This window comes from Microbaculum mangrovi (assembly GCF_051390635.1).
Classification (GTDB): Bacteria; Pseudomonadota; Alphaproteobacteria; order Rhizobiales; family Tepidamorphaceae; genus Microbaculum.
This window is the reverse complement of record NZ_JBPODT010000002.1, coordinates 945,171-960,018: the sequence shown is the minus strand read 5'-3', so window position 1 is coordinate 960,018 and position 14,848 is coordinate 945,171. Positions and strand designations below refer to the sequence as shown.

The 14,848-nt window shown below is 64.9% G+C and carries 12 protein-coding genes and 2 tRNA genes; 4 read left to right on the top strand and 10 right to left on the bottom strand.

Annotation, left to right across the window (positions count from 1 at the left end; all coding sequences use genetic code 11):
* Window positions 1-152 precede the first annotated feature (152 nt).
* From ACSF9G_RS10955 to ACSF9G_RS10935, 5 genes are all read right to left on the bottom strand, one after another.
* Window positions 153-908 carry a methyltransferase family protein gene (locus ACSF9G_RS10955; protein ID WP_436641424.1) on the bottom strand — a complete coding sequence of 252 codons (756 nt, stop codon included), beginning with the start codon at window positions 906-908 and terminating at the stop codon, window positions 153-155.
* A gap of 97 nt (window positions 909-1,005) precedes the next feature.
* Entirely contained in the window at window positions 1,006-3,669 is a 2,664-nt protein-coding gene (locus ACSF9G_RS10950; protein WP_436641421.1) for a valine--tRNA ligase, read from the bottom strand.
* A 114-nt stretch (window positions 3,670-3,783) separates the two neighbouring features.
* Complete coding sequence (locus tag ACSF9G_RS10945; protein ID WP_436642122.1) at window positions 3,784-4,146, bottom strand: PopZ family protein; 363 nt, start codon at window positions 4,144-4,146, stop codon at window positions 3,784-3,786.
* Between the two features lie 522 nt (window positions 4,147-4,668).
* The gene (locus ACSF9G_RS10940) at window positions 4,669-6,063 is read right to left on the bottom strand and encodes a TolC family outer membrane protein (RefSeq protein WP_436641419.1); all 1,395 of its coding nucleotides are present in this window, start codon (window positions 6,061-6,063) and stop codon (window positions 4,669-4,671) included.
* A 209-nt stretch (window positions 6,064-6,272) separates the two neighbouring features.
* Complete coding sequence (locus ACSF9G_RS10935; protein WP_436641417.1) at window positions 6,273-6,944, bottom strand: protein-L-isoaspartate O-methyltransferase family protein; 672 nt, start codon at window positions 6,942-6,944, stop codon at window positions 6,273-6,275.
* Between ACSF9G_RS10935 and ACSF9G_RS10930 the strand changes: the two genes are divergently transcribed.
* Together ACSF9G_RS10930 and ACSF9G_RS10925 are read left to right on the top strand one after the other, a co-directional pair.
* Window positions 6,943-7,065 carry a hypothetical protein gene (locus ACSF9G_RS10930; protein WP_436641415.1) on the top strand — a complete coding sequence of 41 codons (123 nt, stop codon included), beginning with the start codon at window positions 6,943-6,945 and terminating at the stop codon, window positions 7,063-7,065. The two genes, ACSF9G_RS10935 and ACSF9G_RS10930, sit on opposite strands and share 2 nt — an antisense overlap.
* A 70-nt stretch (window positions 7,066-7,135) precedes the next feature.
* Window positions 7,136-7,209 (top strand) — tRNA-Cys (locus tag ACSF9G_RS10925).
* Between the two features lie 34 nt (window positions 7,210-7,243).
* Here ACSF9G_RS10925 and ACSF9G_RS10920 read toward each other — a convergent pair.
* Window positions 7,244-7,585 carry a hypothetical protein gene (locus ACSF9G_RS10920; RefSeq protein WP_436641413.1) on the bottom strand — a complete coding sequence of 114 codons (342 nt, stop codon included), beginning with the start codon at window positions 7,583-7,585 and terminating at the stop codon, window positions 7,244-7,246.
* 155 nt (window positions 7,586-7,740) lie between these two features.
* On the opposite strand from ACSF9G_RS10920, the gene ACSF9G_RS10915 reads away from it, so the two are divergent.
* Together ACSF9G_RS10915 and ACSF9G_RS10910 are read left to right on the top strand one after the other, a co-directional pair.
* Window positions 7,741-7,816: transfer RNA gene (locus ACSF9G_RS10915), tRNA-Asn, on the top strand.
* A 104-nt stretch (window positions 7,817-7,920) separates the two neighbouring features.
* Complete coding sequence (locus ACSF9G_RS10910) at window positions 7,921-9,303, top strand: cryptochrome/photolyase family protein (RefSeq protein WP_436641411.1); 1,383 nt, start codon at window positions 7,921-7,923, stop codon at window positions 9,301-9,303.
* Between the two features lie 7 nt (window positions 9,304-9,310).
* On the opposite strand, the gene ACSF9G_RS10905 is transcribed toward ACSF9G_RS10910, so the two are convergent.
* From ACSF9G_RS10905 to ACSF9G_RS10890, 4 genes are all read right to left on the bottom strand, one after another.
* Entirely contained in the window at window positions 9,311-9,976 is a 666-nt protein-coding gene (locus tag ACSF9G_RS10905; RefSeq protein ID WP_436641409.1) for a ceramidase domain-containing protein, read from the bottom strand.
* Window positions 9,977-10,004: 28 nt separating this feature from the next.
* On the bottom strand, window positions 10,005-11,597 hold the full coding sequence (locus ACSF9G_RS10900) for an EAL domain-containing protein (protein WP_436641407.1): 1,593 nt from the start codon (window positions 11,595-11,597) through the stop codon (window positions 10,005-10,007).
* A 90-nt stretch (window positions 11,598-11,687) separates the two neighbouring features.
* Complete coding sequence (locus tag ACSF9G_RS10895; protein WP_436641405.1) at window positions 11,688-12,473, bottom strand: glycosyltransferase family 2 protein; 786 nt, start codon at window positions 12,471-12,473, stop codon at window positions 11,688-11,690.
* 23 nt (window positions 12,474-12,496) lie between these two features.
* Entirely contained in the window at window positions 12,497-14,773 is a 2,277-nt protein-coding gene (locus ACSF9G_RS10890) for an NADP-dependent malic enzyme (RefSeq protein WP_436641403.1), read from the bottom strand.
* Window positions 14,774-14,848 lie beyond the last annotated feature (75 nt).

Here is a 14,848-nt window from a genome sequence, read left to right as displayed (position 1 = left end):
ATGGCGCCCATTCGGGCCGCGCGCGCGGGCACCGGGCCCGCTCACCCGGCCGATCGTGGTCGGAAAGGACTGCAAGGAGGAACCGCTCGCTGCGGGAATCTGCGCGGCGTTTCACGCCTATCGAGGCGCCCGGAGACAGGCGCCTGGAGGTGCTAGCGTCCGGCTACGGCAAGCCAGGTCGTGTGCTTGCGGGCGACGCGAAGGCCGACATAGGCGAGCGTGCCGATAATCAGGAACGCCAGCCAGGCCGGCTCTTCGGCGATCCAGGCAACGAAGTTCTCTTTGTCGAGGATGGTCGCTTCCAGCCATTCGACGACGAAGAAGAAGATCGTGATCAGGTAGAAACCCGGATACTCGCGGCGCAGGACCGACTTGAAGGAGAACGGCAGCGCCGGCCGCACCCAGCCGGAGCAGCGCGGCAGGAAAACCGGGGTCTTCTCCGCCCAGCGCCGGTACTGATCGCCGTATTTCCCCTCCAGAAAGGTCTCTTCGGCGAGCATGATGCGCTCGTAGTAGAGGAAATAGGCGACCGTCCCGAACAGGACGAACACCACGCTCTTGAACACGAGCATGAAGCCGAGGAACACCAGGAAATTTGCGAAATAGAGCGGATGACGCATCTGCGAGTACATGCCGGTCGTATTCAGCGCCTCGGCCTTCTGCTCGCTGGTGCGCCCCGACGTTCCACGCGGTACGAAGCCGACGATCAGCCCACGCACGGCCAGGCCGGATAATGCAATCGCGAAGCAGGCGTAATCCCAAACGTCCTCGACCGTGTCACCGAGCACGCGGTTGACCCAGTCGGACTGCATGAACGCGATCACGGCGACCGGGACGATGACCAATGGCAGATAGGACCGCCAGCGGAACAGCCAGTTGCCCTGGCGGACAAGTTCGTTCTTGAGCATCGGACCCGCGTCGCCCCGTTTCGCGCGCAAAGCTATGCCGGCGATTGCCGGCCCGCCTAATTCTTCCGCGAATACGGCGATGCGATGGCGACGGGCCCTATGCGGCGCCGGCGAGACGCTCCAGAGCCTGCGTCAGTTTAGCGCGTGCATCTTCGGCTTCGGCGCGGCGTTCGCGCTGCTCCTCGACGACCTGTTCGGGGGCGCGGGACACGAAATTCGCGTTGGCGAGCTTGGCGTCGATCTTGCCGATTTCGTCGCTGAGCTTCTTCACCTCCCGCTGCAGACGCTCGCGCTCGGCGCCGAGGTCGACGACATCGGCGATCGGCAGCGCGACGGTCGCCTCGCCCACCACGGTCTGGACAGAGCCGGCGGGCGCGGTGTCGGCGAGCGACACGGCCTCCAGGCGAGCGAGCCGCTTCAGCGGTTCGTCGTACCGGCCCGCGCGGTCCGCCACCTCGGCACCGGAGCCGACAAGAACGAGCGGCAGCCTGGCGCCCGCCGGCACGTTCATCTCCGAACGCACCGAGCGCACTGCAGTCACGAGGTCGATGAGCCAGTCGACATCGGCCTTGGCCTTGGCGTCGACGAGACCGGACAGGTTCGGCCAGGCGGACAGCGCCACGACCTCGTCGCGCGCCGGGCCTTGTTCGCCCAGGCGCGTCCACAGCTCCTCGGTGACATAGGGCATGAAGGGATGCAGGATCTTCAGGATCTGGTCGAGCACCCAGGCCGTCGTAGCGCGCGTTTCATCCTTGGCCGGCCCGTCCTCGCCCGACAACACCGGTTTGGCCAGCTCGAGGAACCAGTCGCAGAAGACGTTCCAAACGAACCGGTACGCGGCACCGGCGGCTTCGTTGAACTTGTAGGCATCGATGGCTTCGGTGACCGCACGGGCGGCGGTCTCGGTCTCGCCGACGATCCAGCGATTGAGCGTATCCTCGACGCCGGCGGGATCGAACCCCTCGACGCGGATGCAGCCGTTCATCTCGCAGAAGCGGGCGGCATTCCAGAGCTTGGTGGCGAAATTGCGATAGCCCTCGACCCGCTGTTCCGACAGCTTGATGTCGCGGCCCTGGGCGGCCATCGCCGACAGGGTGAAGCGCAGCGCGTCGGCACCGTACTTGGAAACGAGGTCGAGCGGATCGATGACGTTGCCCTTCGACTTCGACATCTTCTGGCCCTTTGCGTCGCGGACCAGGGCGTGGATGTAGACGGTGTGGAACGGCACTTCATTCATGAAGTGCAGGCCCATCATCATCATCCTGGCGACCCAGAAGAAGATGATGTCGAAGCCGGTGACCAGAACGTCGGTCTTGTAGTAGCGCTTCAGTTCCGGCGTCTCGTCCGGCCAGCCGAGCGTGGAGAACGGCCACAGAGCGGACGAAAACCAGGTGTCGAGCACGTCGGGATCGCGCTCCAGCGCAACGTCCTCGCCGTACTTCTCGCGGGCCTGGGCCAGCGCGGCCTCCTCGCTCTCGGCGACGAAGACCTCACCGTCTGGCGCATACCAGGCGGGGATCTGGTGGCCCCACCACAACTGGCGCGAGATGCACCAGGGCTGGATGTTGCGCATCCACTCGAAATAAGTCTTTTCCCAGTTGCGCGGGACGAAGACGGTTTCGCCGCGCTCGACGGCCTCGATGGCGGGCTTGGCGAGCGTCGCGGCATCGACATACCACTGATCGGTCAGCCACGGCTCGATGACGACGTTCGAGCGGTCGCCGTAGGGAACCATGTGGACGTGGTCCTCGATCTTGTCGACAAGTTCGAGCGCCTCCAGATCCTCCACGATCAGCGCGCGCGCCTCGTACCGGTCCATGCCGACGTATTTGTCGGGCGCGTTCTCGTTGATACGGGCATGGGCGTCGAGAACGTTGATCATCGGCAGGTCGTGCCGCTTGCCGACCTCGAAGTCGTTGAAGTCGTGGGCAGGAGTGATCTTCACGGCGCCGGACCCGGTCTCCGGGTCGGCGTGCTCGTCGGCGACGATCGGGATCTCGCGGCCGACAAGCGGCAGGACGACATGCTTGCCGATCAGGTCCTTGTAGCGCTCGTCTTCGGGATGGACCGCGACCGCGGTATCGCCGAGCATCGTTTCCGGCCGGGTGGTGGCGACGACGACATAGCGCCCTCCCCCATTCTTGACCGGATAGCGCAGGTGCCAGAGATGGCCCTTGGTCTCGACCGGCTGGACCTCGAGGTCGGAGATGGCCGTCAGGAACTTCGGGTCCCAGTTGACCAGCCGCTTGTCCTTGTAGATCAGTCCGGCGCGAAAGAGTTCGACGAACACCTTCAGGACGGCGTCCGAAAGCCCCTCGTCCATCGTGAAGCGCTCGCGGCTCCAGTCGCAGGAGGCACCCAGTCGCTTGAGCTGGTTGATGATCATGCCGCCCGACTGTTCCTTCCAGGACCAGATGCGGCGGACAAACTCCTCGCGGCCGAGGTCGCGGCGGTGGGCACCGCTCTGCTCGAGCTGCCGCTCGACGACCATCTGCGTGGCGATGCCGGCATGGTCCATGCCCGGCTGCCACAGGGTGTCGCGGCCGCGCATACGCTCGAACCGAATCAGGACGTCCTGCAGCGTGTTGTTGAGCGCGTGGCCCATGTGCAGGCTGCCGGTGACATTCGGCGGCGGGATGACGATCGTGTACGGCTTGGCCTGAATCCGCTCGGGACGTCCGGCGCGGAATACGCCCGCGGACTCCCAGGATTCGTAAATCCGGGATTCGACCTCGGAAGGCGTGAACGTCTTGTCGAGCATTGAAACGATCCGTCGCGGGCTGTTGGGAAACCGGCGAGGGATAAACCCGACTGCCCGGGTCAAGTCAACCGAGCAGGGTCAATTCCGCCCGACCGGGGGGACCGATCGGCGTCCCTACCGGCGACCGCGCGAGACGCGTTCGATCTCCTCGCGGACCAATTTCTCGACGAGCGCAGGCAGGTTGTCGTCGAGCCAATCCTTGAGCATCGGCCGCAACATATCGCCGACAAGATCTTCCAGCGTGCGCGGATCACGGCTCAGGATGGTGTCGGCAAGCTGGCCGAACGCGGAGGCCACGGCGGCATCGGACCGGGGCGAAAGAAGCGCCGGCGTCTCGTCTTTCTGTGCCCGCGGCGCCGCGGCGGCGGCCGGCTCGGGTCTCACCGGTTTCGGTTCAGGTTCCGATTCGCTGAAGTCGATTTCGATGCTGTCCGGCTGCCCGGGCTCACCGGCTTCGGCGACGGGATCGGCCGCCATCAGCTTGTCGATGTCGTCGGCGTCCATTTCGTCGCCCGACGCCATCAGCCTTTCGATATCGTCAGCCGACATTTCCTCGGAGGCCGCCTGCGGTTCTTCGCGCTCTTCGGCCCGGTCTTCGGCAACCATGTCATCGGTCAGGTCGAAAATATCCGCGTCGTCAGCGGGGTCTTCCTCCGAATCCTCATCAAGCGCGTGCGGCGTCAGTACCGCCGGGGGCACGTTCGCATCCGAGGCCGCCCCGCCCTCATCGCCGTCGGAGATGATCCGTCGAATGGAGGCGAGAATCTCCTCCATCGTCGGCTCGGGAGCCGGATTTGGCTTGTTCATAGTCCCCCTCACTCCGCCGCCACGAAACGGGGCCTTCAGCCCTATTCAGTAGAACAAACACCCATGCCGACTATTGCACGCCGGCAATTCGCTGCAAACCTGCCGACAAGCATCATCCACCGCATGATTCGCGGCAACGCCTTTGGCGAGCCTTTCGAAAAAAATGCAGGGATATCGCGAAACCAGTCCGACTTATTGCGCACTCGGCGTGCGAAGTCCGAACCACTTGTCACGCACCTGGTCGTAGTGGACGGCCGGCTGGTAGGTGTCGACGGCCAATGCCAGTGCCTGGGCGGTCAAACGCCCGATCGCCGACACCAGCGCGTAGGATGCCACCACCCGATCGCTTTCGGCGGTCACCAGCGACACACGCGCATCGAGAAGCGTTTGCTCGGAATCGAGGACGTCGAGCGTCGTGCGTTGGCCAACCTTGGCTTCCTCGCGCACGCCGTTGAGGGCGATCTGTGCCGCGTTGACCTGTGCCTGCGCGGAGGAAATCGAGGCGGTGGCCGCCTGCAGCGCGCCCCAGGCCGAAACCACGGCTGCACGAACCTGCTGGCGGGCCGAATCGATCTGCAACGTGGCTTGCGCGCGGTTCTCCTTGGCTTCACGAACCTGGGAATATTCGATGCCGCCCTGATAGATCGGGATCGTGAGCTGGGCCGTTATGCTCGCCGACGACGACCGGTCGATGATGCCCGAGGGATTGTTCACGTAATCGGCCGAGGCCTGGAGGCTGACGGTCGGCAGCAGCGCGCCCTCGGCGGACTTGACCTGATAGGCGGCAGCCTCTTCGGCATAGACTGAGGCAACGATGGCCGGGTGCGTCGCATGCGCCTGGCGAAGGGCCTCGTCCAGGGTCGAGGGAACGCTGGCCGCAGGCGTGGCCGGGGCCAGATTCGCCGCTTCCCGCCCGATGATCTGCCGGTAGACCGCCTTGGCCGCGAGCAGATTGGCCTCGGCGGAGTTCAACTGCGTGTAGGCCCCGCTCAGGGCGGCTTCAGCCTGGGCGACGTCGGTGTTGGTCACCTCGCCGACCTGGAAGCGGTCCCGGGTGGCGCGGAGCTGCTCGGACAGAACTTCGATGTTCTGTCGATTGAGCTCGACGATCGCCTGAGACGTCAGCACGTTCATATAGGCCTGGGCGGCGCTGAACAGAGTGTTCTGCTCGGTATTGTCCAGGGTCGCGCGGCCGGCCTGAACCGTGGCTTCGGCCGCCTTCGTGTTGTTCACCGTCTGGAAGCCGCGAAACAGAAACTGGCTGACCGACACGCCGACGGCGCTGGTCGTGAGATTCGAGGTTCCGAGAATCGGAACATTGGTCGTGGACTGCTGAATCGATCCGCCACCGAAGATCTGCGGCCGCCAGGCCGACAGTGCCTGCGGGACGAGTTCGTCCGTCGCACGCAGACCCGCTCGCGCGGAATTGAGGTCGGGATTGCTCATATAGGCGGCGGAAAGCGCCGATATCAGCGTTTCCGCTCTTGCCGATGGTGCCGCGGCACTCAGGCACAGAATAGCGGCGAACGCAGCGGTCAGCCGCCCCGTTCCGCTACGTTTTCTCCGGACGGATTCGTTCTTTCCCATGCCTAGCACGTGCGGCGCAGTCCCGTTTTCTAGAATGATCCGCTCTTGCGACGGTTCGAGCAGACATTAACGAGTCGTTCCCGGATCGAGAAGTTTATTTGATCGGCGGGCGGCTATTTGCGGCTTGGTGCCGCATTAGAGCCACACTAAACGCGGCAAAAGCGCGCCAAACCCCGCGATTTCCGCGAATCGTCGAATCCCTACGGCGATCAGAAGACGAATTCCGGTGTCTTCTCGAATCCCGGCAGCGGATGCACGTTCACGTCGAACGCGACCCAATGGCTGACGGCGCCGCCAATGGACCGGAACAGCGTGGCCTTGCCCACGGGCCCGTCGGTGATCGCGGCGACGAGGCGGCCGCCTTCGCGCAGCTGGGCGAACAGGGCCGAGGGAACCTGCTCCACGGCGCCTTCGATGAAGATCACGTCGTAAGGCCCCTGGCTCTCGTAGCCGGCAGTCATGTCACCGGTGACAATCGCCGCGTTTCCGACGCCCTCGTCCACCAGCCGGCTTTCGGCGCGCGAGGCCAGGTCCGCATCGGCCTCGAGGCCGACGACCGATTCGGCGAGGCGAGCCAGCACCGCGGTGGAATATCCGGACGCGCAGCCGATATCGAGAACGAGATCGTTGGGCCCGATCTCGGCCAGTTGGGCCAGCCTGGCGAAGGGCATCGGCTCCATGAGCCAGCGGCGGTCCTCTGCGGACGCCCCTTCCTTGAGCGGCAGGTCATCGTCGATATAGGCAAGTTGCCGCATCGTGGCCGGCACGAACCGCTCTCGTGGCACCTCCAGCAATGCGGCGATCAGGCGGCGGTCGGTGACGCCATTGGTCCTGATCTGGGATTCCACCATGTTGCGCCGTGCGAGTGAGAAATCCGTCATGCCATATTCCTTCGGTGGAGGCTCGGCCTCCGGCGTGTCGATCGAGGAGGCCGCACGCTACATAAACCGGTCCGAAAGGCAAGCCGGCCATCGCGCCGCCGCCATCGGAACGTTCCGTTGACGCTAGTCACACAAGCGTGCGCAAGAGGCTTGCGTCTGATCCCTGCGGCCAATATGTATCTGACCCGGCTGGCCACGTGGCGGAGTGGTGACGCAGCGGACTGCAAATCCGTATACCCCGGTTCGATTCCGGGCGTGGCCTCCAGCTTTACCTGACAATTCGAGCGATTGTAGCGAAATTACCGCTCGCGGCGACTATCCGCGTGCCCGTTTTTGCCGCGTCCGTTGCCGTTCCCGCGCAGTCCGTTGGCCTTGCGGCCGAAATAGACCTCCATGCGCCGGCGCACGCGGCGCACCGCCGGCATGTCCACAGACAGAATCACCAGTCCGAGCGGAATCATCCAGAAACCCAGGACGGGCAAGAATCCCAGGACGCCCCCGACGATGAGCGCCAGGCCGGCGCCGAGACGGATGCGCGGCGAATCCGGGACGCGATACTTCCGCCCCATGATGGTCACGCGCCTACCCTTCGGGGGCGCGTCCGGGCTCAGATCGCCGTTATCTGCCGAGTCCAATGTCATTGCCGATGCCTGTTGCGAATGCGGTTTTCGACCATCACGCCGATTCCGATTTCGTTGAATATCCGATTTTTGCCCACATCTTAGCCTCGATGACCTTTGCATCCGCGTGAAGGTTTGATATAGGCCGTGCCGAGACGACGTTAAGCGTCGCCTGTTCCCCGGTAGCTCAGTTGGTAGAGCAAGCGGCTGTTAACCGCTGGGTCGCTGGTTCGAGTCCGGCCCGGGGAGCCACCCTTCTTCTGCAGAAATGGCGAAACCTGTATGTTCCGACCGGCAATCCGGTCGGCGCAGGGACGCGTATGCCTCGGCAAAGCGGAAGTCAGGATCCCATCGCAATGCCAGTGCCGTCAAATACCCAAGCGTGTTCGATCGTCTGGTTTCGCGACGATTTGCGGATCGCCGACAATCCGGCGCTGGATGCGGCCGTCCGGCGCGGCTTGCCGGTCGTTGCCCTCTACGTCCTCGACGAGGAGAGCGCCGGCATCCGCCCTCTTGGCGGGGCGACGCGCTGGTGGCTGCATCATTCGCTGACGCGCCTGCGGGAAAGTCTCACTGCGATCGGCATCCCGCTGGTACTGCGGCGCGGCGCGGCGGAACCGGTGCTTACCGACCTCGCCGCATCCATCAATGCCTCCCTCGTGACCTGGAACCGACGCTACGGCGGGCCGGAAGTGGCCATCGACACCCGGGTGAAGTCGGCCCTGAACGACAACGGCGTGACGGTCGAGAGCTTCGCGGCGAATCTTCTGTACGAACCGTGGACGCTGAAACCGGCCAGCGCACCGTACTACCGGGTCTTCACGCCGTTCTGGAAGGCGGCGCGCGCCGCCGGACCGCCGCGCCGGCTCGTGCCAGCGCCAGGCGCCCTGCCCGCGCCCGTATCCCCCCCACTCGAATCGCCCCCTCCCGGCGACCGCCTGGACGACTGGACCCTGCTGCCACGGTCACCGGACTGGTCCGGCGGGCTGGCCGCGATGTGGGTCCCCGGCGAGGACGGGGCCCGCGCGCACCTGAAGCGGTTTCTTGACGGCGGCCTTGCCGATTACGCGCGCCTGCGCGACCGGCCGGACAAGGACGCCACCACGATGATGTCGCCGCATCTGCGGTTCGGCGAGATCAGCCCCAACCAGATCTGGCACGCGGTGCAATCGCGCGGCGACGGGCTGGGCGCCGACAAGCTCCTCGCCGAGATCGGCTGGCGGGAGTTCTCCTGGCACCTGCTATATCACAATCCCGATCTGGCGACCCGCAATCTCGACGCCCGGTTCGACCGGTTCCCCTGGCGCGACGATCCCCAGGGCCTGCGGGCCTGGCAGCGCGGGCAAACCGGCTATGCGATCGTCGATGCCGGCATGCGGCAGCTATGGGCAACCGGCTGGATGCACAACCGCGTCCGGATGATCGCCGCCTCCTTCCTGATCAAGGACCTGATGATCGACTGGCGGGCCGGCGAAGCATGGTTCTGGGACACGCTGGTCGATGCGGACATGGCCAACAACCCGGCGAGCTGGCAGTGGGTGGCCGGCTGTGGCGCCGACGCGGCGCCGTTCTTCCGGGTCTTCAATCCCACGCTGCAGGCGGAGAAATTCGATCCCGACGGCGCCTATGTGCGGCAATGGCTGCCGGAGCGGGCCGGTGGAGACACCCCTGCCCGGATCGTCGATCACGCGGCCGCGCGGCGGCGGGCGCTGGAGGCCTTCAAAGCCTTGAAGCAGTGAGCCGCATTTACGCCGCCGGCGACGAACGCCGGGCATCCATCAGCACCCGAAGCAGCATGTAGAGCGTCAGCGCGTTCAGCATGTGCCAGAGGAAGTGCGTCCCGAGCGGCAGGGCGTCACAGACCGCCATGTCGACCGACCGGAACGTGAGCGAGACGAGGAAGATTGCCCCGGCAGCGAGGACCGGCCAGCCGATATCGGGCCTTTGGCCGATCACCAGCGCGCCGACGATCAGGATCGCGACCAGCGCCGGCAGGTAGCTGACCGAACCGTTCAGGACGTGCGACGGCACGATCGCGTCGACGACGAGCGAGCCGGCCAGGAAAAACGCCGTGACCAGGAAGGCCATCGCCCTGCCCGCGGCGAAGAAACGGCGGATCGCGAAGAAGAAATAGACGTAGATGAAGATCGTGATCGGGATCACGTCGGCGAGCACCGACCAGCGGTCAGCGAAGGTATGGAACAGGAAGGAGCCGATGCCGATCGCGGTGAGGATGAGGACGAGCGCCAGCGCCGGGCCGTCGCGGCCGGGCGCGCTTCTCCAGCGCAGATAGGCGGCCAGAGCGGCAAGAAGAAACGCAGCGTTGGTGATCGCGTTGACCGGTTCGGACCAGTAGGCGGGATCGGTCCGCTCGCAATAGATGTCGATCGGCGTCGTCCAGCCCGCTTCCATCCGGTTGCCTCCCTTTTCCGGGGAAACGTCAGGCGACCATCCCCTTTTGCGGCTCGTCGGCTTCCTCTGAAACCGTGCCCATCGCCTCGACGAGCGCGATATAGGACGCGGCGGGCAGCGGCGGGGCAAACAGATAGCCCTGCGCCGAATCGACCCCGTGGCTGCGAAGGTAGTTTACCTGATCGAGCGTTTCGACACCTTCGGCGATCACCGACATGCCGAGTTTCTTTGCAAGATCGACGAGGCTGTCGACGATCGGAGCGTTCTGCGTGTCCGCCTGGATCGGGTCGATGAACAGCTTGTCGATCTTGACGATATCCATGCCAAGCCGGTGCAGCATGGCGAGACCCGAGTGGCCGGTTCCGGCGTCGTCCAGCGCCACCTTGGCGCCGACCGCCTGCAGCTCCGCGATGACCCGGACGGCTGTCACCGTGTCATCCAGCGGGAAGCGCTCGGTGACTTCCAGGACGAGTTGCGAGGGGCTGATCGGCGATTCGGCGAAAATCGCTTCGACGTCGCGGACGATCTGGTCGCTTGTGAAATGGTGGGCGCACAGATTGAACGCGACCGACATGCCGCGGCGCCTGGCGTAGCACGCGCCGAGATCGTCGATCGTCAGACGCATGAGCTGGCGGGTCAGCGGAACGATCTGCCCGTCTGCCTCCGCCTGAGCGATGAACGCCGCCGGCGACTGGATCGTGCCGTCGCGGCGGCGGCGGCGCACGAGGACCTCGCAGCCCTCGAGCCGACCGGAGTTCAGGTTTATGACCGGTTGATAGTACGGGATGAATTCGCCGTCCCTGAGGCCTTGCGATATGTCGTCGCTGGCTGATGGGCGCTGCCGGGCGATGAAGACGGCGACCCCGAGGACAATGGAGGCGAAGATGCTCATCGCCACCAGCGCATACGCCTTGAGGCTCTCGTAGTCGCGCATCACCGTCTCACGGTCGACGCGGACGTCGACGCTCAACGGGTACCGGTTCGAAACGGCCATCGCGCCGATCGTGTCTCCGGTCTGCTCGAACGCGGTTTCGATCCTGTTCGGAACCGTCTGGAACTCCGTCCCGTCGAGCAATGTCAGCCGTGCCAGGCCGGCAGAGCGCCAGCGGTCCGGCAACACGTCGAGGCCGAGGCTGTTGGGGGCGAAGTGGGCGACGAGCGCCCGATGCTCGCTCGGTCGATAGCGCAGCGCCAGCGACCGCATGAAGGTCTGCTCGTCCGTGACCACGGAAACGTCGATCGCGCGGTTCACGGTATCCTGCCGTGACAGAGTCCACCGCTCGGTTTTGAAGATCGTGTCGGCGCAGATCGTGTTGCCGTCGTTATCGACGACGGCGATCTCGCGCAGAACATAGGTATCGAAGATGGCCCGGCGCATCGCGTCGATCGCGGTGGGATCGCATGCGATCACGCCGTTGGCCGCCAGATCCGTCAGCGCCAGCACGCCTTCGTCGATCGTCACCTCGAGATGGTCGACCATTCGGCCGGCGTAGTCCCCGAGCGTCTCCTCGGCGCTGTAGACCGCGTGGCTTTCCAGGTAACGGACGAACGCAAGCGGAGGCACGCCTGCAATGATCAAGCAGCACGTAACAACAACCAGCTTGATCGCTTTCTTATTCACCACAACATGCGCCCCGAACGAGGCGCAATGATGGTCAGCGCCAGTTAAGGGCGACTTAAGGCCAATCGGCGCGAAAACGGTCCAGACAGGCTATTTCCTGGTGGCATCCATCGCATCGAGAAGCTTAACGATGCGCAGGAAGCGAAAAAACGAATTGATCATCGCGAAGGCGAACCCCTTTCGCCCGCCGGTTATATGGCGGCGAAATAAGTAGTACTTCACGAATGCCAGCGGAAACTCGAACGGCAGCCGGAGCGTCAGCGCCATACGGCTCTGCTTCTTGATGCTCTTGGCCTGCAGATCGCTGTAGGAGTTCAGCTTCTCCACCAGAAAGCCGAACGACCGGTACGAATAGTGCCACGCGTCGCCACGCAGCTGGATCGGCGTCACACCGCCGGTCTGCACGGTGTCGTGCACAAGGCTGTCGGCGAAACGGCCGGCCCGCCGGTCGTAGAGTCGGACGTAGTTGTGGTAGTCGGCCCACAATCGCGGCCGCGTGTCGCCGGGGTACACGAGCCGTAACCGGAAGCGGTAAAATGGGTGCGGCGGCGTACCGTGCTCAAACAGCGTCCTGATTTCCCGGATCAGCGCCTCCGACATCACCTCGTCGGCATCGAGATTGAGGACCCAGTCATTGCGGCACTGATCCTCACCGTAACGCTTCTGCGGTCCGAAGCCCGGCCAGTCGTGATGGATGACACGCGCGCCGAGCTTCGCGGCGAGGTCCTGGGTGCCGTCCGTCGAGCCGGAATCGACGACCACGACCTCGTCGACCCAGCCGATGACGCTCTCGATCACCGGCCCGATACGATCCGCCTCGTTGACCGCGATGATGAAGCAGGACAGCGGTAGGCGGCGATCGTTCGTTACAGACATGGGGACACGCTGGCGATCCTGCCTCAGACCTGCTGGGCCTCGGCGACGGCGATGGCCGTCATGTTCACCACGCCGCGCGCGGTTACCGACGGGGTGAGGATATGCGCCGGTTTCGCCGTTCCGATCAGGATAGGCCCGACCGGCAACGCGTCGGCCAGCCCCTTGATCAGCTGATAGGCGATGTTGGCGGCGTCGAGGTTCGGCATGATGAAGACGTTGGCCCCGCCTTTCAGGCGCGAACCCGGGAAGATGCGCTCGCGCAGGGCCTGATCGAGCGCGACGTCGCCCTGCATCTCGCCTTCGACCTCGAAGTCGACGTTGTCCTGCTGCAGCAACTCGAGCGCGCGCCGCATCTTGCGCGCGTTCGGGGTGTCGGCGGCTCCGAAATTGGCATAGGACAGCAGCGCCATGTGCGGCTCGATGCCGAGAAGGCGGATATAAGTCGCCGCCAGACGCGCCGTATCGGCAACCTCCTCCGCGGTCGGGTCGTAGCTGACATAGGTGTCGGCGATGAAGTAGATGCCCTTCGGCAGGATCACCAGGCTCAGCGCCGAGACGTCGTCGACGCCCTCCGCCAGCCCGACGATGTCGCGAATCCAGCGCGTGTGACGCTCATAGCGCCCCTCGAGCCCGCAGATCATCGCGTCGGCTTCGCCGCGGTGGACGGCGAGCGCGGCGATGACCGTGGCGTTGGTGCGCACCAGCGTGCGGGCGTGATCGAGCGGCACCCCCTTGCGACCGGTCAGGTTCACCAGCGCATCGACGTAGTCGCGATAACGCGGATCGTCCTCCGGGTTGATGATCTCGAAGTCCTTTCCGGGACGTATCGACAGTCCGAACCGCTCGAGCCGGCTCTCGACCACATGCGGCCGGCCGATGAGGATCGGGGTGGCGATGCCCTCCTCGATCGCGACCTGGGCCGCGCGCAGGATGCGCTCGTCTTCGCCCTCCGCGTAGATCACCCGTTTCGGATTGGCCTTGGCCTTCACGAAGATGGGCTTCATCACGAAGCCCGACCGGAACACGAAGCGGTTCAGCCGCTCGTTGTAGGCTTCGAAATCCTCGATCGGCCGGGTGGCCACCCCGCTCTCCATGGCGGCGCGCGCCACCGCAGGAGCGATACGCAGGATCAGGCGCGGATCGAAGGGATTGGGGATCAGGTTGTCGGCGCCGAACAACCGCGCCTCGCCCCCCATCGCCTTGGCGGCAATGTCCGATGACGGCTCATGCGCGAGATCGGCAATCGCCTCGACGGCGGCGAGCTTCATCTGTTCGTTGATTGCGGTTGCCCCGACATCCAGCGAACCGCGGAAGATGAAGGGGAAACACAGGACGTTGTTGACCTGGTTGGGGTAGTCGGAACGCCCGGTGCACACCATGGCGTCGGGTCGCTCCGCGAACGCCTCCTCGGGCATGATCTCCGGCACCGGGTTGGCGAGCGCCATGATCAGCGGCTTGTCCGCCATCCGCTTGACCATCTCGGGCTTGAGAACCCCGCCCACCGAGAGGCCCAGGAAGATATCCGCGCCGTCGATAACATCGGCGAGCGTGCGCGCGTCGGTCGCCTGGGCGAATTTCGCCTTCCACTGGTCCATGTTGGTCGGCCGGCCTTCGTAGACTACGCCGTCGATATCGCAGACCCAGATGTTCTCCCGGCGCACGCCGGACACGAGCATAAGATTAAGGCAGGCGAGCGCCGCCGCCCCCGCGCCGGAGGCGACGACCTTGACCTGATCGGCAGACTTGCCGGCAAGTTTCAGGGCATTGCGGACGGCCGCGCCGACGATGATCGCGGTGCCGTGCTGGTCGTCATGGAAGACCGGAATGTTCATGGTCGCGCGCAGCCGCGCCTCGACCTCGAAGCACTCCGGCGCCTTGATGTCCTCGAGGTTGATGCCGCCGAAGGTCGGTTCCAGCGCCGAGATGACATCGACCATTCGATCGACGGTATTGGCGTCAATCTCGATGTCGAAGACGTCGATGCCGGCGAACTTTTTGAACAGGACCGCCTTGCCTTCCATCACCGGCTTGGACGCCAGCGGCCCGATCGCGCCGAGGCCCAGGACCGCGGTGCCGTTGGAAACGACCGCGACCAGGTTGCTGCGGGCGGTCAGATTGGCGGCCTCGGCGGGGTCTTCGGCGATCGCCTCGCAGGCGACCGCCACGCCGGGCGAGTAGGCGAGCGCGAGGTCGCGGGCGTTACCCAGCGGCTTGGTGGCCCGGATTTCCAGCTTCCCGGGTTTGGGATGGCGGTGGTAGACCAGCGCCCCCCTGCGCAATTCATCGGACAGATCGGCCAAGGTCTCGTTCTCCCGCTTCCGCTTGCCCTGTTTCAACCGCGATGGCTTGGGCGAAAACACCCCGATCCGGGCCTG

Coding starts and splice junctions, on each gene's coding strand:
- ACSF9G_RS10910 (WP_436641411.1), top strand. CDS start 7,921: ATGCCAGTGCCGTCAAATACCCAAGCGTGTTCGATCGTCTGGTTTCGC.
- ACSF9G_RS10955 (WP_436641424.1), bottom strand. CDS start 908: ATGCTCAAGAACGAACTTGTCCGCCAGGGCAACTGGCTGTTCCGCTGG.
- ACSF9G_RS10950 (WP_436641421.1), bottom strand. CDS start 3,669: ATGCTCGACAAGACGTTCACGCCTTCCGAGGTCGAATCCCGGATTTAC.
- ACSF9G_RS10930 (WP_436641415.1), top strand. CDS start 6,943: ATGCCATATTCCTTCGGTGGAGGCTCGGCCTCCGGCGTGTCGATCGAG.
- ACSF9G_RS10920 (WP_436641413.1), bottom strand. CDS start 7,585: ATGACATTGGACTCGGCAGATAACGGCGATCTGAGCCCGGACGCGCCC.
- ACSF9G_RS10940 (WP_436641419.1), bottom strand. CDS start 6,063: ATGGGAAAGAACGAATCCGTCCGGAGAAAACGTAGCGGAACGGGGCGG.
- ACSF9G_RS10945 (WP_436642122.1), bottom strand. CDS start 4,146: ATGGCGGCCGATCCCGTCGCCGAAGCCGGTGAGCCCGGGCAGCCGGAC.
- ACSF9G_RS10895 (WP_436641405.1), bottom strand. CDS start 12,473: ATGTCTGTAACGAACGATCGCCGCCTACCGCTGTCCTGCTTCATCATC.
- ACSF9G_RS10905 (WP_436641409.1), bottom strand. CDS start 9,976: ATGGAAGCGGGCTGGACGACGCCGATCGACATCTATTGCGAGCGGACC.
- ACSF9G_RS10935 (WP_436641417.1), bottom strand. CDS start 6,944: ATGACGGATTTCTCACTCGCACGGCGCAACATGGTGGAATCCCAGATC.